We start from the raw sequence: 22,042 nt of genomic DNA, 5'->3' as shown, positions 1-22,042 counted from the left end.
GCGTGGACATGACACCTCGGTATCAAAGTAGTTCTCCCTAGAAACTCTGCAGTCCGGCGGAGCAGTTGTGTCACGCTGTCCGGTGAACAAAGAGATCGCAGTCACGACAACAGTCGTTTTCCAGAGAGTACGTCGACGGGCGCGAAACAGCACGGCCGGAACCGGCGCGCTCAGGGAAGACTCCGCAGCCCGCCAAGCAGGTCCTCCAGATCGATATCGGTGATCGCAAGGGAGAAGTCGTCGATGCGGGCGAGGTCCTGTGCGTGCTCCCAGACCGCCTCGTCGTCAAGCCCGTGGAGGATAACCGCGTTGGGCGTCGGCGAGACGACCCGGAGCGCGACCAGCGGGGATTCGCCGCGGGTCACGTTCGTGAACACGAGGGCGCGGTTCGTCGACTGCCCGTATAGCTGGTAAAACTCGTCCGAGGAGAGGCGCGTGATGGCGGCGATGGAGTTGATGACGGTGTGGCCCGCGACGGTGTCCTGACTGCCCCGGAACAGTTCTTCGGCGTCGATAGCGTCGTAGACGCGCTCGACGCCGACGTTGGCGGAGTACTCGCGGAGGTCGTGGACAACGTCGCTGTCGAACCCGGCCGAGAGCACGCGGGCGTGCTGGCGGATGTGGTCGCCGCCGCGATTCTCGTCGATGTTGAGCAGCGCAACGACGAGTCGCCTGACCACGCCGATACCGGGGTTGTCGCGCCGCCCGCTCTCGTAGTCCGAGACCACGGACGGAGAGACGTCGAGTTCATCGGCGAGTTCGGTCTGTGCAACGTCGAAGTCAGTGCGCCACTTCCGCAGGGTCGCCCCTGGGTCGTCGCTCAGTGCCACCTCACCCGCCATTTTCTCCGCGAGGTCGTCGCGTGCGCCCCCTGCCATTAGTTCACACGCTGGAGGGTCGCGAATAAAAGGGTATCGGAACCACGGGCGCTTACCGGCGGGCGGTCAGTTCGACCGCAGCGAGGACGCCGTTTGTGGGAGCGTGAACGACGCGCACTTCGATGCTATCGCCCGGGTCGACAGTGCCGCCGCCGGCGTTCAACTGGAAAGTGATGGCCCGGCCCGCTGACCACCGCTTGCCGCCATTGGCGATGACACCGCCGACACAGTAGTCGTAGACGATGTTGTCGGAGTCGTCGGTGTTGCTCGCTGACAGCGCCGTTCCGGAAACCGGTAAGTCGACGATGCGGGCGTCGGTGTCTGGCAGTGCAACAGCGATTGCCAGTTCGTCGGCCGGGACCGGGTCGCCGCCGGCGTGTCGAATCGCTACTGTGTTCCCGCCGCATCCCCCCGACGGGTCAGTCACGAAGTTTCCGGTCGAGCGGGCGACGGTGGGCGTCCGCTGGTCCAGGTCGGTAGTCGCAGTGAGTGCGAACCCACCGACTGTCGCGGCTAAGAGGACGGTGACCGAGAGCATGAGCACCACGCCAATGACGGGGCTGACGCCGCGACGGTCTCGGCTGAGGCTGGAGGAATACACGACTGGGACGTACTGTCCTCCTTTTCGGTCAAAAGTCTCAGGAGTGGGGGCCCGCTATGAGTCCCCGAACGCGGTCGCGATTGCGGCCCCGACAGTCCCGAAGACGGCCGGGTAGACGATGCCGGCGAGGACAACTGCCGTCAGCAGCGTCGGCGCGCCCTGTCCGGAATCGCCGGCGCTGACAGTAAACAGCACCACCCCGAGCGCCGCAAGCGGGAGGTAGCCTAGGACGACAGCGGGACCGACACGGACCGCACGGCTGAGGTCAGTTGTCCCGTCGATACGAGCCGTCGCGATCCCTGCGGCCGTCAGCACTGCCGGCGGGAGCAGGTACAGGATCGGCGACAGCGACTCGTTCTCGGCGATGAAGTTGACCGCCGACGTCCCGCCGAGGAAGGGGATGTTGACCGTAACTGTCGTTGTCACGAACTGGGCGTTGAAAAACACCCAGCCGACGATTTTCCAGGCCGCCCGGTCGTCGCCGAACGACTCGGCGATGTTCGTCAGCAGCGCGTCCTGAACGGTGGAGATGCTCAGGGCGTAGACGAGGACGTACGCCAGAACGAACGCCGCGGCACCGGCGAGGGCACCGACCGCGTAGCGCTGACGGGCTGTGTCACTCATGACGGTTAGCCCGCGGCCAGTAACGGGGATATGTCTTCTGGCTGCGATGGAGAGAGAACCAGTTTTGATGGGTTCTGCCCTACTTCGGGGAACTTTCTTGAGTATTCCCATCGTTTACCCGAATATGTCCGAGGCGACGCTCGATGACCGTGGCCGCCTGACGCTCCCCAAAGAGCTGCGCGAGCGCTACGGCGACCGCTACCACATCGTCGAACTCCACGACGGAATCAAACTGGTTCCGGTTGCAGAGACCCCCCTCGATGCGCTCCGAGACGAGTTCGCAGATGTCGAAAAGACAGCGGAGGAACTCCGTCAAGGGGCGCGTGACGCGGCAGTAGATGAGGCTGGACGCTGAATGTACGTCGAGACTGACTTTTTGCTCGCCCTCATCAAGGACGAGGACTGGCTTGGCGATGCCGCCGAATCGGTGTACCGGGACCACCGAGACGAACTGTGGACGTCACAGTTCACGCTCATCGAACTCCTCATGGTCGCCTATCGTGAGGAGCGCAACACCGAGCGGGTCGTCACGAACGCCGCCGCGCTGGTGGAAGTGCGCGGCGACGTGGACACAGTGGTAGCAGCCGCGACGTACGTCGAGGACCACGGTTTCACGCCCTTCGACGCGCTCCATCTCGTTGAGTCCGACGGCGACACGATCGTCTCCAGCGACGAGACGTACGAGTCGGTCGCGCCACATCTCGACCTGAAGACGGCGGACGAAGAATAGCGCTCCGCAATCCCTAAACGCCGGTCGCGCCAATCACGATCCAATGGATTGGACGGAGAAGTACCGCCCGACGACGCTGTCAGAGGTGCGGGGCAACGACAAGGCCCGCGACGCACTCAAGAAGTGGGCGGACACGTGGGACGACCACCGCGAGGCGGTCATCATCCACGGGTCCCCGGGCATCGGGAAGACCTCGGCCGCCCACGCGCTGGCAAACGATATGGGGTGGCCGACCATCGAACTCAACGCCAGCGACTCCCGGACCAAGGACGTTATCAATCGGGTGGCCGGCGAAGCCGCCAAATCCGGCACGCTGACCGCCGGCGGTGGCGGCCGTCGACTCGTCATCATGGACGAGGCGGACAACATCCACGGCAACGCCGACCGCGGCGGCGCGCGGGCCATCACCGCGCTGGTGAAGGAGGCCAGCCAGCCGATGATTCTCATCGCCAACGAGTACTACGAGATGTCAAACGGCCTGCGGAACAACTGTCAGGACATCGAGTTCCGGGACGTCTCGCCCCGCTCTATCGTCCCCGTCCTCCGCGATCTCTGTCGCCAGGAGGGCGTCGAGTACGAGTCCGACGCGCTGCAGGAACTCGCCGAGCAAAACAGCGGCGACCTGCGGGGCGCGGTCAAGGACCTCCAAGCTATCGCCGAGACGACGGAGCGCCTGACCGCCGACGACGTGGTGACCGGCGAGCGCGACACGACCGAGGGCATCTTCGAGTACCTCGACGTGGTACTCAAAGAAGCCGGCGCGCAGGAGGCGCTGGAGGCCAGTTACGACGTGGACGAGACGCCCGATGACCTCATCAACTGGATCGAGGACAACATGCCCAAAGACTACGAGGGGGCCGAACTGACCCGGGCCTACGAGTTCCTCTCGAACGCCGACCAGTGGCTCGGCCGCGTCCGCGAGACACAGAACTACTCGTTCTGGCGCTACGCCGGCGACAACATGACCGCGGGCGTCGCCGCGGCGCGGGACGGGACCAAGGGCGGCTGGACCCGCTACGGACCGCCGAGCTACTGGTCGAAACTCGGTCGGTCGAAAGGAACCCGGAACACACGGGACTACGTCGCCCAGCAGATAGCCGCCATCGACGGCGTCTCGATGCGGACCGCCCGCCGGGAGATCATGCCCTTCCTCTCGACGATGACCCACCACTGTCGGAACCGCGAGCTAACGGTGGCGATGGCGGCGACCTACGATATGGAGGCCGAACACGTTTCCTTCGTCACCGGATCGGGCAAGGACACGAACAAGGTGCAAGACATCGTCGCTGACGCCGAGGCGCTCAAGGAGGAAGCCGCCGTCGAACACTCCGGCGGAGTTTTCGAGGGGGCGAGTGCGGACGGCGGTGACGGAGCGGGTGTGGCGGATGGCGACGAAACCGCCGACGCTGACGAGGAGAACGGCGACCAGCAAGTAACGCTTGCGGCCGACGACGAAGCAGGGTCCGATGACACCGGAGCAAGCGATGCGGCTGACAGCGACGATACCGAATCCGCGAGCGAGGCGGCCGAAGACGACGACCAGCAGTCCGGCCTCTCTGACTTTATGTAGTCACCGTCCGGTCGTGCCGAGGCCCGGAATCGCGACCCGGTCTTCGACGTATTCCATCACCAGTGACGCCGAGATGACCAGTGCTAGATACAGCAGGCCGGCGAGGACGAACAGCTCCGTGTAGCGGTAGGTCTCACTGGCGATAGAGTCGGTTCGCTGGAACAGTTCGCGGACGGTAATGAAACTCGCGAGCGAGGAGTACTTGATGAGGTACACCAGTTCGTTCGACCAGCCCGGAATCGCGTAGCGCAGGCCCTGGGGCAGGACGACGTGCCGGATTCCATCGACCTTCGAGAGGCCGATAGCGCGCGCGGCGGTGAGTTGCCCCTCCGGGACGGAGTTCAGCGCCGAGCGGATGTACTCGGACTGGTAGGCCGCGCTGTTGAGGGTAAACGCGATGACGGCCACCCAGAACGCCTGGGCGGGGATGAATCCGGTCCCGACGGTGGGTAGCTCGCGGATGATCGTCGTCAGCGGCGTCGCGAAGTAGAGGACGAACAGCTGAGCGAGCAACGGCGTCCCGCGGAACAGTTCGGTGTACCCCAGCGCGACCGAGCGGGTGGCGCTCCCGCCGTACACTCGGGCGACGCTGAGCGGGACGGCGATGACGAACCCGAGGGCGATACCCAGCAGCGTCAGCAGTATCGTCGCCCACACGCCGGTCGCCAGCGGTGGCAGGTAGGGGATCGACGCCGCCAGGAACTCGAAGAAGCCGGCGACCCAGCCGACGGGAAACCCGACCGGCCCGAGACTCTCCGCGAGACCGCCAAGTGTCGACGCGGCCGCCTCGAACGGTGCCGTCGGGAAAAACGACGTGTTGCGCTCAATGAGCGCGCCGTCTAGCAGAAAGTCGTTCGTCCAGCGCACGACGAGCCACGTCCAGAAAGCCCCGACAGTCAGCAGCGTCAGCGGCTGGTCGGTCAGTCCGGCGGCACGGGCGCGGATCGTTCGGCCGGTCGTCGTGGACTCCGGCGTCCCCATCGGTCACTCCCCCTCGTGGGTCGTCTCCAGGCGACTGAGGAACTCGCCGGTTCGGGCCGCCTGCGGGTTCTCGAACAGCTGTTCCGGCGGGCCGTGTTCGACGATTTCACCGTCGTCGAGGAAGATGATGTCCGACGCCGCCGACCGCGCGAACCCCATCTCGTGGCTGACGACGAGCATCGTGATGCCCTCGGCGGCGAGGTCGCGCATCACCTCGACGACTTCCCCGACGAGTTCCGGGTCGAGCGCGCTGGTCGGCTCGTCGAACAGCAGGAGCTTCGGGTCCATGGCGAGCGCGCGGGCGATGCCGACCCGCTGTTTCTGGCCGCCTGAGAGTTCGGCGGGGTAGGAGTCAGCCTGATCCAGTAACCCGACCTGTTCGAGGTGTTCGTAGCCTTGTTCCTGAGCCGCCGCCTTGTCCATGCCGCGGACTTTCCGCAGGCCGAGCGTGACGTTCCCCAGCGCGGTGAGATGGGCGAAGAGGTTGAAGTCCTGGAACACCATGCCGACCTGTTTCCGGAGTTCGTTCACGTCGGTGTCGGCATCGGTGACGCACTCACCATTGAGGTAGATGGCACCGCCGTTAATCTCGGTGAGACGGTTCACACAGCGCAGCATCGTGGATTTGCCGCTGCCGCTGGGACCGATGACCACGTCGACGTCGCCGGCGTCCATCTCGAAGCTGACCCCGGAGAGCACCTGTTCCTCGCCGTAGGACTTGTACACGTCGTCGAGTTCCAGCAGCGGATCGCTCATGCACGCTCACCGCCGGGGATGCTGAAGTGATCGTCGACGTAGTCGAGCGAACGGTTCGTCACGAACGTGAGAACGAAGTAGATGAGGCTCACAGTCAGGAAAATCTCAAGCGCGGCCGTGCTCTGACCGCCCTGATAGAGGTTCTGGCCGACGGTCAGCAGTTCGCCGAGGCCGATGACGATGGCGATACTCGTGTCTTTCAGGACGATCGTGAACTCGTTTTGGAAGCCGGGCACGCTCCGGCGCAGCGCCTGCGGGACGACTACGCTGCGGATCGCCTGCAGTCGGCCCATGCCGACGGCGCGAGCGGCTTCCAGTTGCCCCTCGTCGACGCTCTGGAGCGCGCCACGGAATATCTGTGATTGATACGCGGCGCTCCGGAGTCCGAGCGCGATAGTCGCCGTCACGAAGGCGCTGCTCGACACCGAGAGACCGAAGAACAGCAGGATAATGATGACGAGCAGTGGCGTCCCGCGGAGGACGACACCGGCCGTCTCGACGGCGCGTTTGAGTGGGCCGCGGCCGTACACCTCGACGGCGCCCGCCGGGAACCCGAGCAGAAAGCCAAGCAGGATGCTCGCCGCTGTCAGGGCGACCGTGACACCCGTACCGACGAGTAGCAGGTCGAGGTTCCCGACAACGAACGCCCAGTCACTCTGCAACGGGAGGGGTGGCATCGGTTACTGCTGGCCGAACCACTTGTTCGTCAGGTCCTGGTAGGTGCTGCCATCCCTGACGGTGGACAGGCCGTCGTTGAGTGCCTGCGTGAACTCGTCGTCGCCATCGCGGACGCCGAAGCCGAAGTTCTCGCCCGTCTCGTAGGTGAAGGCGATGGTGACCGGGCGCTGGGCGGCGAATGTCTGTGCGACCGGCTCGTCGATGACGACGGCGTCGATGTTGCCGTTTTGGAGGTCCTCGACAGCCAACACGTAGTTGCCGTAGGAGTTGTAGTTCGACTCGTCGAGGTTCCCCGGTTCGATGAGCTCTGACTGGACCGTGCTCTCGCCAGTTGTCCCCTTCTGTGCGCCGATGGGGCGTCCGGAGAGGTCCGACAGAGACTCCGGCGAGAAGTCGCCGTCTTCACGGACGACGATTGCCTGATTGGAACTGTAGTACGGGTCGGTGAAGTCGATGGTCTCGTCGCGCTCGTCATTGATAGTCATCCCTGCGGCGACCACGTCGATGTTCTCGTTGGTCAGCGCAGGAATCAGGGACTTGAACTCGAACTCTTCCCAGCCGGCCAGGGTGTAGTCGGTCTCGTCGACGACCGCTTCAAGCAGGTCAATGTCGAACCCGACGAGTTCGCCGTCCTGCTTCATCTCGAACGGGGGGAAGCCCGGTGCAGTTCCGGCAGTGATTTCGGTAGTGCCGTCATCACCGCCACCGCCGCCGCCGAAACAGCCGGCGAGCGATACGGTCACTGCAGTTCCACCGACCGTGGAGAGATACTGGCGTCGTGAAAGGCCGTCGTCTGACATAATCCCCACCACACGACAGACCGGAATATATCTTACGTGTTAACCACGGGGGTGGTACTCGTGTTCAATCGTCTGCGCGTGCCGTGTGCTGGCTGTCGGCTGATTGCACCGACGGCGACTCCGCCGTATCGGTGTAGGCCCACGCCGTCGCCGCGACCATCGCGCCGAAGATGAGTTGTGCAGCCCCGTGGTGGAGGACCTGCGCCGTGGCACCGAAGTTGAAGATGGTGTTCGCGCCGAGGAGGACCTGCACCGGGAGCACGACCGTGGCGACGCCTGTTGCGAGCTTGATCCGCCGGCTGTACTCACCGCGCCACGCGGCGATTGTCGAACCGAGAATACCGAAGCCGGTGATCATCGCGACTAAACGGTGGAACCACTCGACGAAACTCGCCCAGTTTGCGGGGAACAGACCCATCCAGCCGTCACAGAACGGCCAGCGTGCCTCACAGGTCAGCCCGGCGCCGATAGCCCCGGTGTACACGCCAAGCAGGATGAGTGCGAACGTCAGCACCGTCGTCGTCGCCACCAGTCGGCGGAAACGGGTGGTCATACCTATATCTTCGGTTGCACGTACTTATGCTCTCTTTTCGCGCCTTGCCAGCGAGCACCATTATCTTTACTGATATTCTCGGAGTCATCTTTATCTACAGGTGTTCTGGAATGTAACATAGCTACCTTATGTTCGAACAGATCCGCACCTACATCTACGGCCAGGGGTCCCGTTCTTCGGACGCTGCGGCCCGACGGGCGGACGGAGGCCTCGTCGCGAGTGACGGGCAGACCCGCTTTCTGGCCGACGCCATCGACCCGGACTCGCCACGCCTCAACGACCGCTTCGACGACTCCGATAAGGCCGCTATCGGGACCCAACACGTCGAGCGGCAGTTCGAACTCGAACCTGACGAACTCCGAGCGCTGATCGACGAATACGAAACCGCCGGAATCAGCCAGAGTGAGTTCATTGCGGCCCAGGGCTTCGTCACCGACTCGCTCGTCGAAGGCGCGTTCGAGCAGCTTCGGGACGAACTCGGCCCGGATGCACAGGCCGCTATCGACTCCGTCGAGGCGGAGCTCCAAGAAAGGCTGGAAACGACACAGTCTGTCTCACAGGCCGGTGTCGATGCGTTCACCGACTCTGTGGCGGACAGTGGCTCCGGCACGGGACTCGACTACCACAGCGTGTTGCATCACATCGGGACACCGCTCTTTATTCTGGATACGAACGGTGATATCCTCAGCTGGAACCGTTCGATCGAAAACCTCACCGGCGTCTCCGAGGCCGAAGCAAAGGAGATGGAGATGGCGAGCATGGCGTTCTATCCGGACGGCCGACGCGGGAAGACCCTCGCCGACAAGGTTCTCGACGCCCCGGAGACCACCCATACGGAGTACGACGTGCCGAAGGTCGAGGACGAGGAGTTCACGCTGTACCGCGACACAAGCGTGATGGCCGACCAGCACGGGAACGAACGCCACATCTCCTTTAGCGCTGCCCCGATTTACGACGACGACGGCGAACTCATCGCAGTCGTCGAAATGGTCCAGGACCGGACTGACGAGGCCAACCGCCACGAGGCCGTGACGAGTCTGGTCGATGAGATCAAATCGACCATGGCCGCGCTCAAGAACGGCCGCCTCGACGCCCGGGCGTCGTTCGACCGGACCGACGGCGGCGAGTACGTCGACGACCAGTTGTACGAAGTCGTCGGCTCGCTCAACGATATGGCCGAACAGGTCGAGCAGTTGGCGGACCAGGTGGACGCACAGGCGCAACAACTTGCGACCACTATCGAGCAGGCGAATTCGTCCGCAGAGGCCGTTGAAAGCCGGGTTACCGAACAGACCGACTCCCTTACCCAGGCGGCCGACAACATCCAGGATATCGGGGCTGGGATGGAAGAGGTCGCCGCGACGTCTAGCGAAGTGGCGTCGGCAGCACAGCGTGCGAAGGCGGCCGCGGAAGACGGGTCAGACGCCGGCGAAGCTGTCATGGACGTTACCGACGGGCTCGCCGAGACGAGCGAAGACCTCGTGGACACCGTCACAGACCTCGACGACCAGATGGACGAAGTGAGTGAGATCGTCGAGATAATCGCCGACGTGGCGGAGCAGACGAATATGCTCGCCCTGAACGCCAACATCGAGGCGGCCAGAGCCGGCGAAAGCGGGAGCGGGTTCGCTGTCGTGGCTGACGAGGTGAAGACGCTCGCTAACGAGACGAGCGAGTACGCGTCCGAGATATCGACGAGTATCACCACGATTCAGGACCAGGCGTCCGAGACAGCCGAAATGGTCGAGACGTCACACGAGCAGGTCGAGCACGCGGAATCCGAGATCGCGGACGCCCTGGATGCGCTGGACGAGATTTCCGACGCCGTCGAGGAAGCGACGCGAGGCATCCAGGAGGTCGCCGACGCCAACGACGATCAGGCGAGCGCTATCGAGAACGTGACTTCGATGGTCGAAGACGCACAGAACCACGCTCAGGAGGCCGAAACGGCGACGAAAGAGATCGTCAAAGCGACCGACCGACAGGAAGAGGCGGTCACCGAACTGACCGACCGGGTCGGCGAACTCACCAACACGAACTGAGGTCCGCGGCCGGTCCATCGGGCGGGTCCCCGGCGGCGGCTGTTTTCCAATTGATGGGACACGACCGGGGCAAAAACCGCTGCAACAAGCCGACATTCGACAACCGTCGTTGTACCGCTCGTCCGTTGACGGTAAACTTGTCTTTTTTACAGTAGGGTTCGACATCCGGATATGGGACTTGACGAGGATGCACTGGAGTACCACCGGAGCAAGCCGCCGGGGAAGATAGAGATTGCGACGACGAAGCCGACGAACACACAGCGAGACCTCTCGCTGGCGTACTCGCCCGGCGTGGCCGCACCGTGTGAGGAGATCGACAAAGATCCCGAGAAGGCCTTCGAGTACACCGCGAAGGGGAACCTCGTGGGCGTCGTCTCCGACGGGTCCGCCGTGCTCGGCCTCGGCGACATCGGTCCGGAAGCCGGGAAGCCGGTCATGGAGGGGAAGGGCGTGCTGTTCAAGCGGTTCGCTGACATCGACGTGTTCGACGTGGAGCTGGACACGGACAACGCCGAGGCGATGATACAGACGGTGGAGGCGATGGAGCCGACCTTCGGCGGCATCAACCTCGAAGATATCGCCGCCCCGGAGTGTTTCGAGGTCGAGCGCCGACTCAGCGAGAAACTCGACATCCCGGTGTTCCACGATGACCAACACGGGACCGCGATCATCTCCGGCGCGGCGCTGGTCAACGCGGCCGACATCGCCGACAAGGACCTGGAGGAGCTGGAGGTCGTCTTCTCCGGGGCCGGAGCCTCCGCTATCGCCTCGGCGAAGTTCTACGTCTCGCTTGGCGTCTCGAAGGACAACATCACGATGTGTGACTCCTCGGGCATCATCACCGAGGAACGAGCGACCCACGAGGAACTCAACCGATTCAAACAGGAGTTCGCCCGCGACATCCCCGAGGGCGACCTCGCCGACGCGATGGACGGGGCCGACGTGTTCGTCGGGCTCTCCGTCGGCGGCATCGTCGACCAAGAGATGGTGCGGTCGATGGCCAGCGACCCCATCATCTTCGCGATGGCGAACCCGGACCCGGAGATCGGCTACGAGTCGGCCAAGGCCGCCCGCGACGACACGGTCATTATGGCGACCGGCCGTTCGGACTACCCGAATCAAGTCAACAACGTCCTCGGGTTCCCGTTCATCTTCCGCGGCGCGCTCGACGTGCGGGCGACCGAAATCAACGAGGAGATGAAAGTCGCAGCGGCCCGCGCACTGGCCGACCTCGCCAAGCAGGACGTGCCCGACGAGGTCGTCAAGGCCTACGGCGACCAACCCCTGCAGTTCGGCCCGGACTACATCATCCCGAAACCGCTGGACCCGCGGGTCCTGTTCGAGGTGACCCCCGCCGTCGCCGAGGCCGCCATCGAGAGCGGCGCGGCACGGACGAATATCGATACGGAGGCCTACGTCGAAGAGCTCGAAGCGCGGCTGGGCAAGTCCCGCGAGATGATGCGCGTCGTGCTCAACAAGGCCAAGAGCGACCCCCAGCGGGTCGTGCTCGCCGAGGGCCACGACGAGAAGATGATCCGCGCGGCCTACCAGCTGGTCGAACAAGGAATCGCCGAGCCGGTCCTCATCGGTGACGCCGACCGCATCGAGTCCACGCGCCGGAAGTTCGGCCTGGAGTTCGACCCCGTCGTCGTCGACCCCGAGACAGCCGACGTGGCAGACTACGCCGACCGACTGTACGAACTCCGCCGGCGGAAAGGCATCACCCGCCGCGAAGCCGACGAACTCATTCGGGACGGGAACTACCTCGGCAGCGTGATGGTCGAGATGGGTGACGCCGACGCGATGCTGACCGGGCTTACCCACCACTACCCCTCGGCCCTGCGCCCGCCGCTGCAGGTCATCGGGACGGCCGACGACGCCGACTACGCGGCCGGTGTGTACATGCTGACGTTCAAGAACCGCGTCATCTTCTGTGCGGACACCACGGTCAATCAGGACCCCGACACGGACGTGCTGGAGGAGGTCACCCGTCACACCGGGGAACTGGCCCGTCGGTTCAACGTCGAACCGCGAGCGGCGATGCTGTCGTACTCGAACTTCGGGAGCGTCGACAACCCCGGGACGAAGAAGATCCGCCGGGCGGTCTCGCGCCTGCAGGACGACGACCGCGTGGACTTCCCGGTCGACGGAGAGATGCAGGCCGATACCGCCGTCGTCGAGGACATCCTGCAAGACACCTACGAGTTCTCCGAACTCGACGACCCCGCGAACGTCCTCGTGTTCCCCAACCTCGAAGCCGGGAACATCGGCTACAAGCTCCTCCAGCGACTGGGCGGCGCTGAGGCCATCGGGCCGATGCTCGTCGGCATGGACAAGCCGGTCCACGTCCTCCAGCGCGGCGACGAGGTCAAGGATATCGTGAACCTCGCGGGCGTCGCCGTCGTCGACGCTCAACAGGAGTAACAGACGCGAGCGTGGCGAGCGTTTTTCGCCGCCGAAAGACTCGCTGCCCTCGTCTTTCGAGCCCTCGTTCGCTCCGCTCACGAGAACCACGTTTTTCGAGGAGTGGTGTGCGAGTGCTGCGAGCACACCCGAGCTGAAAAAGGTGGTAGCGACATCGTGAACCTCGCGGGCGTCGCTGTCGTCGACGCACAGCAGGAGTAGCGACTAGCGACTGCTTTTTTCGAGCTAGGTCGGAATCATCCATCAAAAAACGTAGCGTTCAGGCCTGTCGCCGGAACGCGATGTCACGTATCGCCTCGCCGTCGGCCGCGGGTCGGTGGGTGGACGAAGAGTGCGTCAATGACCGCCACAGCACCGACAACTGATGCGCCAGCGATCGCTACCTGCATCGAGAGGCCCAGAACGACCGCGGCGACGAGTGTGAGGACGAACACCGCGGGGATGACGGCGAGAACGAGGTCGTGCCGCGTCGGCGACTGACGCGGCAACAGCTGCTCGACGTACTGTCCGCTGAAACCGTCCGGTCCGTCAGTTCTGGTACTCAACGTTGCTCACCTCCCACTGCATACTATCTCATTTCTAATATATAAAATTTGGTCTGTGTGACGTTCCCCAAACGTACGCTAGAATGGTTCCAACTATCTACATAACTTATAGCGATTATCTTCTGTGAAACGTGACTGACAGAGAGCCTCGGAACCACCAGTTACGATGTTTTCTGGCTGTGGTCAGATTTATCCACAGAATCGCGGTCGTATGTGATATTTCAGGTACGACAGCTGTGTGCCGGTCGAAGGGCTGGTACGGCTACGTGCTACTGTCGGCAGCGGCGTGAGAGAATGGGATACCGTGGCCGGCAGGGGTGCCGGTGCGCTCCGTCAGTCAGATGCGCCGCCACGCTCCGCGCGTGATGGCGGCGGGACGCGTTCGTTTACCGTCGGCGCGTCAGGGAGGACACATCGGTCCGGCTCGCCGTTGACGTGAGCGTACTGGTCGGGTGCGTTCGCCAGCGGATGAGCGGGGTTACGGTCGCCGGAGATCCGTGCGGCACGGACCTCGCCGAACCCGTTGATACGTGCCTGGATTCCGCGCCAGTGCAGTCCCGTTGCCGGCGGGACCGACACGGAGTGTGGCGGGTCGTAAGCGGAGCCATGGGAGGCCAGCACCTCCGCGTTCACGTTCTCGGCGAGCTGGTCGTGGTCGATGAGCAGGCCGACGCGGGCGTTGGGCGGGGCCCGTCTCGCAAGCACGTCGAGCCCCAGATGGAGCGCCCGGTACTCCGCGACGTTGTTGTCGGGGCAGGTGTCTGGGACAGACAGCCTGACGACGCGCTCACCGTCGAGCGTTTCGACGACGACACCCAGCCCGCCTGTCGGGCTGTCCGAATCGCTGTCGGGCGATGTCGTGCCGCCGTGGGGCCTGAACGACCCGTCTGTGGCAACGTAGAAGTCTCGATGGTGACTCCGCGGCGGATGCGCGATGTGCGGCGTCGGTGATTCATCGAACAGGTCTCGAAGTGACGGCCGGCCGTAAGCGGCCATAGTTTCCGTTGGGTAAGCAGGGTATTAAATATATTCCCTCGACAGACTTCTCGTCTCAGTACAGCGGTTTGACGGCTTACTGGACGGGCTACTCTCTACTTCAGACCCGCACCCCGTGTCGAATCTGTTAGCTGGTGAGAAAGAGTTATATCTACACAGTTCCATGTTACCAACACACATGACTCCGACGAAAATTCGTGAGCGACTCGAAGAGGCAGAAGGCCGGGTCGACAAAGAGCAGTTCGTCAGCGCGTTAGAGTACGTCCGGGACGACGGTCGCACGCGTCGCTAACCGTATTTTTATCCTGGCTAGCGGAGGCGCGTACTGGGCCTAGCGATGGTGAGCGACGAGACTAGCGGATCTGAGCGATACCTGTTGGGCCACTTTGTGGCCCGGTTCAGTCGTCGGTGAGTTGCCAGCCGTCGCCAACCGATTCGACGACGCCGCGCCGCTCCATCTCGGTCGTGACCTCGCCCAGTCGATTCGGCTGTGCGATCTCTAAATTCGTGCGGCTGACGCCGTGGTACTCCCGCAGTAGCTGACGGATGTCGTCTTCGTTATGGGTCTGCTGGTCGCTCTTTTCCATCACGCCTGCGACGAGTTCGACCATGTCCTCGACGAAGTTCCAGGGGTAGACGACCCAGGTCCACTCCTCAAGGCGCTCGCCGACGAACTCCGGCTCGTGGTCGCTGGTCTGGAGCAACTGGAGCGTCGCTGTCCGGACGCTGCTCGGGTTTCGGTCGCGCACGCACTCGGCGGCCGTTTCGATGGACTGGCCAGTGTCGGCGATGTCGTCGACGACCAGCACGTCCTTCCCCTCGACCGCGCCGTCGGCCAGCGGGTATTTCACCTGCGCCTCCTCGCCTTTCGCCGCGGTCCCGACATAGTGTTCGACTTTCAGGCTCGCCAGGTCGTCCAGCCCGAGGAAGTCACAGAGACAGCGCCCGCCGAACCAGCCGCCCCGTGCCAGCGCGACGACCACATCGGGTTCGAACTCGGCGGCCTTCACGTCGTCAGCCACGTCTCGACAGAGGCCGTAGATGTATTCCCAGTCGGTGATGGTACACGAGAACTCGTCCGGTAGCTCGCCCATACGAGATGGCGTGTGTGGCCGGACTTAACCGTTGCATATTCCGCATCAGTTGCCGAGCACGGTTGAACCGCTACGTGTCGGGGTCGCCCTTCCGGAACTCCCGGAGGAGGACTGTCGCGTAGCTCCCCTTTGGCAGCGAGAACGAGAACGTCAGGTCGGCGTCGTCGCGCTCGACACCGAGGTCCGTTCGGAGCAGGATGGCCCGCCGCGTCCCGTCGCTGTCGAACGCGCCGGGAAGGTCGAAGTCGCCCTGTTCGAGGCCCACGTCGTCGAGGACTTCACGGGCGATATCGCCCGGTTCGCCACTGCCCAGCTCGGTATCGGTCCCGACCAGCGGCGCGGTGACAAACGCTCTCCCGCGCTCGCAGTGGCGCTCGACGGTCGACAGCCGCTTTTCCGTGACCTGCTGTGTGCGGTCGGCGTCCGGAATCGGGAAGGCCTCGGGTGCGTCGCTGTCACGGAAACAGACTATGTCGCCTTCCACGGGCCGGTCGAAGGGGAGCCCGCGGTCCAGCCGCTCGGAAAGGATGCGGTTGAAGACGTAGGACTGGGCGGCGTTGACGAACAGCGACTGGAGGTTCGACGGCAGCGCCTCCAGCGCCTCGCGGAAGTCCGCCGGCTCGCTGGCTCCGTTCTCGACCAGCCGGTGACAGATGGAGCGCTCGTAGCCCAGCGCGCCGGGCAGCCTGTCCAGCGCGCCGGCCCAGTCGTGGGTTTCGTCGACGTATGCTCGCGCCTCCTGCGTCGACTCCGGTTCGCGCTCATCCGGGTTTCCGACGTAGGCGAGGACTGCGTTCTTCCACTCGCCGCGGGCGATGGCCAGCCCGACCTCGTGGGTGACCGGCCGGCGAGACCCGAACCGCTGCTGGCCGAAGTAGTTGGGGACGCCGACCGTCGTGTCGCCGTCTGGCAGCGTGGCGTCGCTGGACCGGGCCCTGTCCCCCGTCGGGTCCTCTCCGCTGGCGAACGCCTGCAGGTCGGCCACCACGCTGGCGGCGTTGTCGGTGTTCTCGGTGTCACGAACGACAATCTCGAAGGCGTTGCCCGCCAGGTCGCCGAAGAGAATCGGGCGGCCGGCGCGGCCGATGACCTCGATATCCGTGCCGCCGATCTCCGGCAGGTCCTCGGCTGCGACTCCCTTTACCGAGAACAACTGGGTCGTGACCGCGCGCTTGTCTTTCGTTCCCGCCCACGACACCCGTTCGCGGGAGATGCCCAGCCGGTCGGAGAGTTTGCTGGCGAAGTCGTTAGTCTCCCAGTTACGAAGCTCCGCCCGGAAGACGAGATGCGGGTACGCCCCGGTGTCGGCGTCGACCGGTTCAGTGCCGAACGCCTCCAGTTCCCGAACCCGGAAGTCCGCAGGGGAAGCGCGGAGGTGGCCGCCCACCCCGTCGGCGTCGCTGACGTAGTACTCCATACCGACCGCTCGCTCGATTGGGTGGGCCGCTTGCATTGTGTGGCTGTTTGCGGGTCAGCGCTTAGGGCTGGCGTTTGCGGACGCACCCTCGTTTTACGCCGTTCCTCGCACCTAGTGTTATCACGACACACAATCTAGCTGTTTACAGGTCGTGGCTATGCGGGCGACCGGAGAGCACCACGATGCCAAAGCTAGCATGCGAGAGTTGCGGACGAGAGATAACGTTCGACAGGGACGGTCAGGAGTCCCGCGCGCCGATGCGGTACTGTCCACGCTGTGGCGAGGAGTTCCCGCCGCGCGACGAGTGGTAGGCCGGCACGGCGATTATCTGTAGGCCTCGAACTCCCGGCCGAAGATAGCGAAGTAGACGACGCCGACGAGGCCGACGACCGTAGCGACGCCGAAGGCCAGTTCCGGACCGGCCTGTATGACGACATCGCCAACGGGCACTGCCCACTCGCTCCCGTAGAGCCAGCCGCCGAGCGCGGCGCTCGGGATGACCAGCGTGTTCCGAAGCAGGTAGTACGTCCCGGTGACGCGGCCGCCAGCGTCCTGTTCTGCCGGGCCGACGATGAGCGCCTTGTGGGCGGGCAGGCCGGCAAAGCGCAGGCCGGAGAACGCGAACAGGAGCACCAGCACCCACTGGTTGCCCGGCGCGAAGATGAGCAAGAGCGGGAACACGGCGTAGACGAGAAAGCCCAGCGCGACGGCGGGCTTGAGGCCGGCCCACTCGGTGAGCTTTGCGACGGGAGCCATCGAGATGATGGCGACGACCATCTCGACGCCGAGCAGGACGCCGAAGAAGGCGTCGGGCCGTAGCTCCACGCCAAAGCCGGTGAACCCCACCGAGAGAAATTCCGTGACCACGATGACGAAAAACACGTACACCATACCGTTGGCGAAGCGGACGAACGTATCGGCGACCAGAAGGGGGCGGAGTGTCGCCGGCATCGTCCGCAGGTCGGCGAGTATCTGGTCGATGCCCTCGAAGGACTTTCCGAGCGTGTCCTCGCTGGCGTCGTAGAGGAAGTGCTGTGCAACGGTGGCGACGAGACCACAGGCCAGCGCGACCAGTAGCACGCGCTGGAACCCATCGACGAAGGTTGCCGTCGTCGCGAGCAGCGCCGCGGCAGCGAGGGGCCCGAGCAAGAAGCCGATGCGGCGGAACATCTCCGTACTGGCAAACCCCATCGCAAGCCGCTGTGACGGGACGCTCTGTTTGACGATGGCGAAGGTCGCACCCAGCCCGAAGGACTTCCAGGCCTGTGCGAGAAAGAGCCCGACGAACACGAGCGTCCACGCCGGCAGCGTCGTCGCGCCGAGCGTGATGTCGCCGACGACCGAAGCGAGATACCAGATACCGAAGCCGACCGTCGCCAGCGTCGCGAAGGCAGTCAGTGCCAGCCGCGAGCCGATGCGGTCCGACACCGCGCCGCCCGGATAGGGATACACCGCGCTGATGAGGTTCCCGACGCTCCCGTACAGGCCGATGACGCCGGCGCTGGCCCCCAACAGCCGCATGTACTCGGGGATGTAACGGCTGGTCATCTGGAACGCGAGGCTGAACGCCAGCATGGACAGCGACAGCACGAGCACGTCCCGCTCCAGCGCGAAGAACTGCCGGAAGGAGTCGAGCAGGTCCACGTCCTCCTCGGCTCCCGTCTCGGTTGCCATTATCGGAGTGCAGTTTCTCTAACAACTTAACGCTCGAAGAAGAGGCAATCAGCCTCGGCTGTCCCGCCGGGTCCCTGCTCAGTACGGCAAGACGAACAGCACGACCGCCAGGAACGGCGTGAGCGCGAGCATCATCGCGATAGCGTAGCCGAACATCTCCCGGGCCTTGATGCGGGTGATGGCGAGCAGCGGCAGCGCCCAGAAGGGGTTCAGGAGGTTCGTGTGGGCGTCGCCGACGGCGTAGGCCATCGTCGCCTGGCCAACCGGGACGCCGAGGTTCTGGGCGGCTTCGAGAATCGGCGGCCCGAGGATGATCCACTCGCCGCCGCCGGAGGGAGCGAAGATGTTGACCGTCGCGCCGGTGAGCCAGGCGATGACCGGGAACGTCTGTGGCGACGAGACCGAGATGAGCGCGTTGGCCATCAACTGCGCCAGCCCGGAGGTGGCCATCATCCCCTGGATGCCGGCGAAGAACGGAAAGAGCAAGACGATGCCCGACGCGGCGGTCGCCGCCTCGCCGAACTTCTCCCGATAGGTCTGTGGGTCCATGTAGATGAAGATCCCAATCGTCAGGAAGCCGAAATTGACGATGTTCAGTCCGAGCGCGTCGATGCCGGACTGAACGAACTGCGAGGCGACCAGCGCGATGCCGGTCAGGCCGATAATCCCACCGAGAACGCGGCTGTGGTTGATGCGCTCGGCCGGGACCTGCTTGGATGTCGCAGTCGCTTCCACGCCGCCGTCGCTTGCGGACTCGAACAGGTCGTCTTCGGGGATGTAGTGCGTGATGCCCCGTGCCTGGTCGCCGGTCGGCGTGATGACGTAGAGGACGACGAGGGCGTAGGCTATCGAGAGCCCGGTCAGAATGAGGCCGTAGGGGTGGAAGATGGTCTCCGAGGCGGAGACGACAACGTCGATGACGCCCTGCTGGATGAACTCGTTGCCCTCGGTTGCGAGGAGGAGCGGTGCGGACCCGGACAGCCCCCAGTGCCAGGTGAGGCCGAGGCCGAGATAGCCGGCCACGCAGAGGACCGGATAGTGAACGTCGATGTCGTTCTCGTGGGCGGTCTTGCCCATCTCCCGGGCGAAGATCGCGCCGAGGATGAGGCTCAGTCCCCAGTGAACCCAGCCAAGCAGCATCGTCAGCAGGCCGACGAGAACGACTGCCTGTTTCCCGGTGTTGGGAAGCTCCGTCAGCCGGCGGATACCGGCGTTGACACGCGGATGGTACGCCACGACGAAGCCCGTCATCAGGATGAGGACCATCTGCATCGAGAACGTCAGGAAGGCCCAGAAGCCATCGTACCAGAACCCGACCATCTCGACAGGGCCGGACCCGGTGAGGCCGACGCCGGCCAGAAACACGACGTAGCTGAGGATGAGCGCGAACAGGAACGGACTGGGCATCCACCGTTCCACCCACGCGGAGAGTCGATAGCCGATACGTTCGAGGGAATTTTCATCTGTGTTACCAGCCGACATACTGTTGCCACCTCCTCGCGAATATATCATAAAAGTTTGCTGCTATTCTGTCAGTTCTCCGCTAGTCACCGCTGTGCAGCCACAGTCCTGTGACGCGATTCCGACGACCGGACCGATCCTGACAGATGATTTTATCTCGGGTCCGAAGCAAGTCAGAGTATGTCATACAAAGTCGTCGTCTCTGACACCAAAGTGATGGACGGGGAGACACGGGCGGCGGTGCTGAACGCGGTCGACGCGACTGTCGAAACGATAACGGCGAAAGAGCCGGCGGCAGTCGCACGCGCAGTGAAAGACGCCGACGCGTTAATCGTCGACGCCGGCACGCAGGTCACGGCCGAGGTCATCGACGCCGCCGACTCGCTCAAAGTGGTGGGCCGGGCCGGCATCGGCGTGGACAACATCGACGTCCAGGCGGCAGTCGAGGCCGGCGTGGCGGTCGTCAACGTCCCAGAGTACTCTGTCGAAGAGGTGTCGACCCACACGTTCGCGCTCGTACTCGCCTGCCTGCGGAAGATACCCACGTTCGACCGCTCGGTCAAGCGCGGCGAGTGGGAGTGGTCGGTCGGGCAGCCGGTCCGTCGCCTCGCCGGCAGCACCGTTGGCCTCGTTGCCTTCGGCAAGCTCGCCAGCCGGTTCGCCGCGAAGCTCCGGGGGTTCGACGTGGACGTCGTCGCCTACGACCCGTACGTTCCCGAGTACCGGATGGGCGACCTCGGCGTCGAGTCGGTCACGTTCGGGACGCTGCTGGCCGATTCCGACATCGTCTCGCTGCACGCGCCGCTGACCGACGAGACTCGGGGGATGATCGACGCGGACGCGCTCGACCAGATGCGCGACGACGCGCTGCTCGTAAACACGGCCAGGGGCGGGCTCGTCGACGAGACGGCGCTGTACGACGCGCTCGCCGGCGGCGACCTCGGCGGGGCCGGACTGGACGTTCGCGAGGCGGAACCGCCCGGTGACTCGCCGCTGCACGACCTCGACAGCGTCGTCTGTAGCCCCCACGTCGCGTGGTACTCCGAAGCGTCCCGGGTCGAACTGACACAGACCGTGGCCGAAGACGTCATCCGGGTACTGCGGGGCGAGGAGCCGGAGAACCCCGTCGACCCCGAGACCGGCTGGTTCTGACGGTCTCGGCGGCCGAGACGGTTATGTGTCGGCGTCGGCGAGGAGTTCGACCGCAAGTTCGGCCGCCTCGACCGCCGACTCGCCGAAGACGTAGGTTATCGGTTCGATGCCGAACGCGCCGCTGTGGTAGATGACACGGGGGACGCCGCCGCGTTCGCGGAAGGCGGCTTCGAGCCGCTCGTCCCGGTCCTCGTAGCCGGCGTCGAACTCCAGCAGCTCGATGCCCTGCTCGTGGGCGGCGTCGAGGACCGCCTCGTCAGTGCTCAGATTGAGCGCCGCCCGGCGCGAGGGGTCGACGGCCATCGCCGCCAGTATCGTCCCCGCGACGTGTTCCGACGCGCCGAACTCGGGGTTCGACGGGACGTTGACCCGCCCCCGCAGATCGTGAATCCGGCCGGGGACCGCCGCCACGTCGAGGGCGTCCCCGGCGTCCGGCAGCGCCATGCCGACGTTCATCCCCACGTTCGGGATGGCGTCGACGACGACGGCGCTGTCCGCCAGCAGTCGCGTGGCTCGCCGGACCGACGACAGCACGGCCCGTTCCGCTTTCACGGCGGTATCTGTTCCCCGAACACAGAGGTCACAGCCCATCCCCTGTAGCGCCGGCATCTCCTCCTCGTGGACTGCACAGATGGGCCCCCTATCCTCGAACTCCCGTACCAGGGCGAGCAGTTCGCCAAGCACCGCGAACTCGTCCATCTCGCCCGCGGCCAGTCCGTCGGCGATCCGCTCGATAGTCTGTTGCATCCGGGCGTCCTCTCGAAACCGCTCTTCTACGGTGACCGAGCCGCTGCCGTACTTGCTTACTGCGGCCTGTGTCACTCCGAGCTGGTCGGCGATCTCCTGCTGGGTCCACCCCTTCTCGTCGAGTCTCGTGGCGAGCATCGCCCGGGCCGTCGGGAGGAATCGCTCGACCACGATTTCGCTCGGCAACTGCAGTGTCATTGCCAGAAGTGAGGGCCGTAGTTCGTTTAGCAGTTTGGACTACGAAAGCTGCTGGTCGACTGCGGCGTTCTGGAAGCAGACAGCCGGAGGGGCCCGCTCGTACTCGGAGTTCGCCGTGTGC

Annotated in this window: 22 protein-coding genes; 7 read left to right on the top strand and 15 right to left on the bottom strand. The window is 64.5% G+C overall.

Going from position 1 to position 22,042, the window contains the following annotated elements:
- Positions 1 to 170: 170 nt before the first annotated feature.
- The 3 genes from AV929_RS17970 to AV929_RS17960 are packed head-to-tail and all read right to left on the bottom strand — an operon-like array spanning position 171 to position 2,103.
- Positions 171 to 878, bottom strand: a complete 708-nt coding sequence (locus AV929_RS17970) for a helix-turn-helix domain-containing protein (protein WP_064288900.1) — start codon at positions 876 to 878, stop codon at positions 171 to 173.
- A gap of 52 nt (positions 879 to 930) precedes the next feature.
- Positions 931 to 1,479, bottom strand: coding sequence for a type IV pilin (locus tag AV929_RS17965; protein ID WP_023843371.1), 549 nt, complete (start codon positions 1,477 to 1,479; stop codon positions 931 to 933).
- A gap of 54 nt (positions 1,480 to 1,533) precedes the next feature.
- On the bottom strand, positions 1,534 to 2,103 hold the full coding sequence (locus AV929_RS17960; RefSeq protein ID WP_014040977.1) for a hypothetical protein: 570 nt from the start codon (positions 2,101 to 2,103) through the stop codon (positions 1,534 to 1,536).
- Positions 2,104 to 2,227: 124 nt separating this feature from the next.
- Between AV929_RS17960 and AV929_RS17955 the strand changes: the two genes are divergently transcribed.
- From AV929_RS17955 to AV929_RS17945, 3 genes are read left to right on the top strand one after another with little or no spacing between them, the layout of a single operon-like run.
- On the top strand, positions 2,228 to 2,458 hold the full coding sequence (locus tag AV929_RS17955) for an AbrB/MazE/SpoVT family DNA-binding domain-containing protein (protein ID WP_014040978.1): 231 nt from the start codon (positions 2,228 to 2,230) through the stop codon (positions 2,456 to 2,458).
- Positions 2,459 to 2,833 carry a PIN domain-containing protein gene (locus AV929_RS17950; RefSeq protein ID WP_014040979.1) on the top strand — a complete coding sequence of 125 codons (375 nt, stop codon included), beginning with the start codon at positions 2,459 to 2,461 and terminating at the stop codon, positions 2,831 to 2,833.
- 43 nt (positions 2,834 to 2,876) lie between these two features.
- Complete coding sequence (locus tag AV929_RS17945) at positions 2,877 to 4,403, top strand: replication factor C large subunit (protein ID WP_014040980.1); 1,527 nt, start codon at positions 2,877 to 2,879, stop codon at positions 4,401 to 4,403.
- Here AV929_RS17945 and AV929_RS17940 read toward each other — a convergent pair whose 3' ends face one another.
- The 5 genes from AV929_RS17940 to AV929_RS17920 all read right to left on the bottom strand — a co-directional run bounded on the left by AV929_RS17940 (position 4,404) and on the right by AV929_RS17920 (position 8,171).
- The gene (locus AV929_RS17940; protein WP_064288899.1) at positions 4,404 to 5,384 is read right to left on the bottom strand and encodes an amino acid ABC transporter permease; all 981 of its coding nucleotides are present in this window, start codon (positions 5,382 to 5,384) and stop codon (positions 4,404 to 4,406) included.
- Positions 5,385 to 5,387: 3 nt separating this feature from the next.
- The gene (locus AV929_RS17935) at positions 5,388 to 6,140 is read right to left on the bottom strand and encodes an amino acid ABC transporter ATP-binding protein (protein WP_014040982.1); all 753 of its coding nucleotides are present in this window, start codon (positions 6,138 to 6,140) and stop codon (positions 5,388 to 5,390) included.
- Complete coding sequence (locus AV929_RS17930; RefSeq protein ID WP_014040983.1) at positions 6,137 to 6,817, bottom strand: amino acid ABC transporter permease; 681 nt, start codon at positions 6,815 to 6,817, stop codon at positions 6,137 to 6,139. Before AV929_RS17930 ends, AV929_RS17935 begins: the two co-directional genes overlap by 4 nt.
- 3 nt (positions 6,818 to 6,820) lie before the next feature.
- Positions 6,821 to 7,618, bottom strand: a complete 798-nt coding sequence (locus AV929_RS17925; RefSeq protein WP_050007031.1) for a basic amino acid ABC transporter substrate-binding protein — start codon at positions 7,616 to 7,618, stop codon at positions 6,821 to 6,823.
- A gap of 64 nt (positions 7,619 to 7,682) precedes the next feature.
- Positions 7,683 to 8,171 carry a COX15/CtaA family protein gene (locus tag AV929_RS17920; RefSeq protein ID WP_014040985.1) on the bottom strand — a complete coding sequence of 163 codons (489 nt, stop codon included), beginning with the start codon at positions 8,169 to 8,171 and terminating at the stop codon, positions 7,683 to 7,685.
- A 128-nt stretch (positions 8,172 to 8,299) separates the two neighbouring features.
- Here AV929_RS17920 and AV929_RS17915 point away from each other — a divergent pair, with 128 nt between their 5' ends.
- Together AV929_RS17915 and AV929_RS17910 are read left to right on the top strand one after the other, a co-directional pair.
- Positions 8,300 to 10,213, top strand: a complete 1,914-nt coding sequence (locus tag AV929_RS17915) for a methyl-accepting chemotaxis protein (RefSeq protein ID WP_064288898.1) — start codon at positions 8,300 to 8,302, stop codon at positions 10,211 to 10,213.
- Between the two features lie 171 nt (positions 10,214 to 10,384).
- Positions 10,385 to 12,637: an NADP-dependent malic enzyme gene (locus AV929_RS17910; RefSeq protein ID WP_008312566.1), complete on the top strand. Its 2,253-nt coding sequence runs from the start codon at positions 10,385 to 10,387 to the stop codon at positions 12,635 to 12,637.
- A gap of 284 nt (positions 12,638 to 12,921) precedes the next feature.
- Here AV929_RS17910 and AV929_RS17905 read toward each other — a convergent pair whose 3' ends face one another.
- The 4 genes from AV929_RS17905 to truD form a co-directional block, all read right to left on the bottom strand.
- Positions 12,922 to 13,182: a hypothetical protein gene (locus AV929_RS17905; protein WP_014040987.1), complete on the bottom strand. Its 261-nt coding sequence runs from the start codon at positions 13,180 to 13,182 to the stop codon at positions 12,922 to 12,924.
- A 333-nt stretch (positions 13,183 to 13,515) separates the two neighbouring features.
- A complete protein-coding gene (locus AV929_RS17900) occupies positions 13,516 to 14,178 on the bottom strand; it encodes a hypothetical protein (protein ID WP_014040988.1) in 663 nt (220 codons plus the stop codon).
- Between the two features lie 398 nt (positions 14,179 to 14,576).
- On the bottom strand, positions 14,577 to 15,272 hold the full coding sequence (locus AV929_RS17895; protein ID WP_014040990.1) for a phosphoribosyltransferase: 696 nt from the start codon (positions 15,270 to 15,272) through the stop codon (positions 14,577 to 14,579).
- Between the two features lie 70 nt (positions 15,273 to 15,342).
- Entirely contained in the window at positions 15,343 to 16,725 is a 1,383-nt protein-coding gene (gene truD / locus AV929_RS17890) for a tRNA pseudouridine(13) synthase TruD (RefSeq protein WP_064288897.1), read from the bottom strand.
- Positions 16,726 to 16,871: 146 nt separating this feature from the next.
- Between truD and AV929_RS22840 the strand changes: the two genes are divergently transcribed.
- On the top strand, positions 16,872 to 17,000 hold the full coding sequence (locus tag AV929_RS22840; protein ID WP_255355537.1) for a hypothetical protein: 129 nt from the start codon (positions 16,872 to 16,874) through the stop codon (positions 16,998 to 17,000).
- Between the two features lie 13 nt (positions 17,001 to 17,013).
- Here AV929_RS22840 and AV929_RS17885 read toward each other — a convergent pair whose 3' ends face one another.
- Both AV929_RS17885 and AV929_RS17880 read right to left on the bottom strand, forming a co-directional pair.
- Positions 17,014 to 18,363 (bottom strand): MFS transporter, encoded by a 1,350-nt coding sequence (locus AV929_RS17885; RefSeq protein WP_014040992.1) that lies wholly within the window; start codon positions 18,361 to 18,363, stop codon positions 17,014 to 17,016.
- A gap of 78 nt (positions 18,364 to 18,441) precedes the next feature.
- Positions 18,442 to 19,845, bottom strand: coding sequence for a short-chain fatty acid transporter (locus AV929_RS17880; RefSeq protein WP_064288896.1), 1,404 nt, complete (start codon positions 19,843 to 19,845; stop codon positions 18,442 to 18,444).
- A 159-nt stretch (positions 19,846 to 20,004) separates the two neighbouring features.
- Here AV929_RS17880 and AV929_RS17875 point away from each other — a divergent pair, with 159 nt between their 5' ends.
- Positions 20,005 to 20,976, top strand: a complete 972-nt coding sequence (locus AV929_RS17875) for a C-terminal binding protein (protein ID WP_014040994.1) — start codon at positions 20,005 to 20,007, stop codon at positions 20,974 to 20,976.
- Between the two features lie 21 nt (positions 20,977 to 20,997).
- Here the strand turns inward: AV929_RS17875 and AV929_RS17870 are convergent, their stop codons facing one another.
- Positions 20,998 to 21,921 carry a thiamine-phosphate synthase family protein gene (locus AV929_RS17870; RefSeq protein ID WP_064288895.1) on the bottom strand — a complete coding sequence of 308 codons (924 nt, stop codon included), beginning with the start codon at positions 21,919 to 21,921 and terminating at the stop codon, positions 20,998 to 21,000.
- Between the last annotated feature and the right edge of the window lie 121 nt (positions 21,922 to 22,042).

Source organism: Haloarcula sp. K1 (genome assembly GCF_001647155.1).
Taxonomy (GTDB): domain Archaea; phylum Halobacteriota; class Halobacteria; order Halobacteriales; family Haloarculaceae; genus Haloarcula; species Haloarcula hispanica.
Note: the sequence above shows the minus strand (reverse complement) of the source record. Positions and strands in the feature narration are given on the sequence as shown.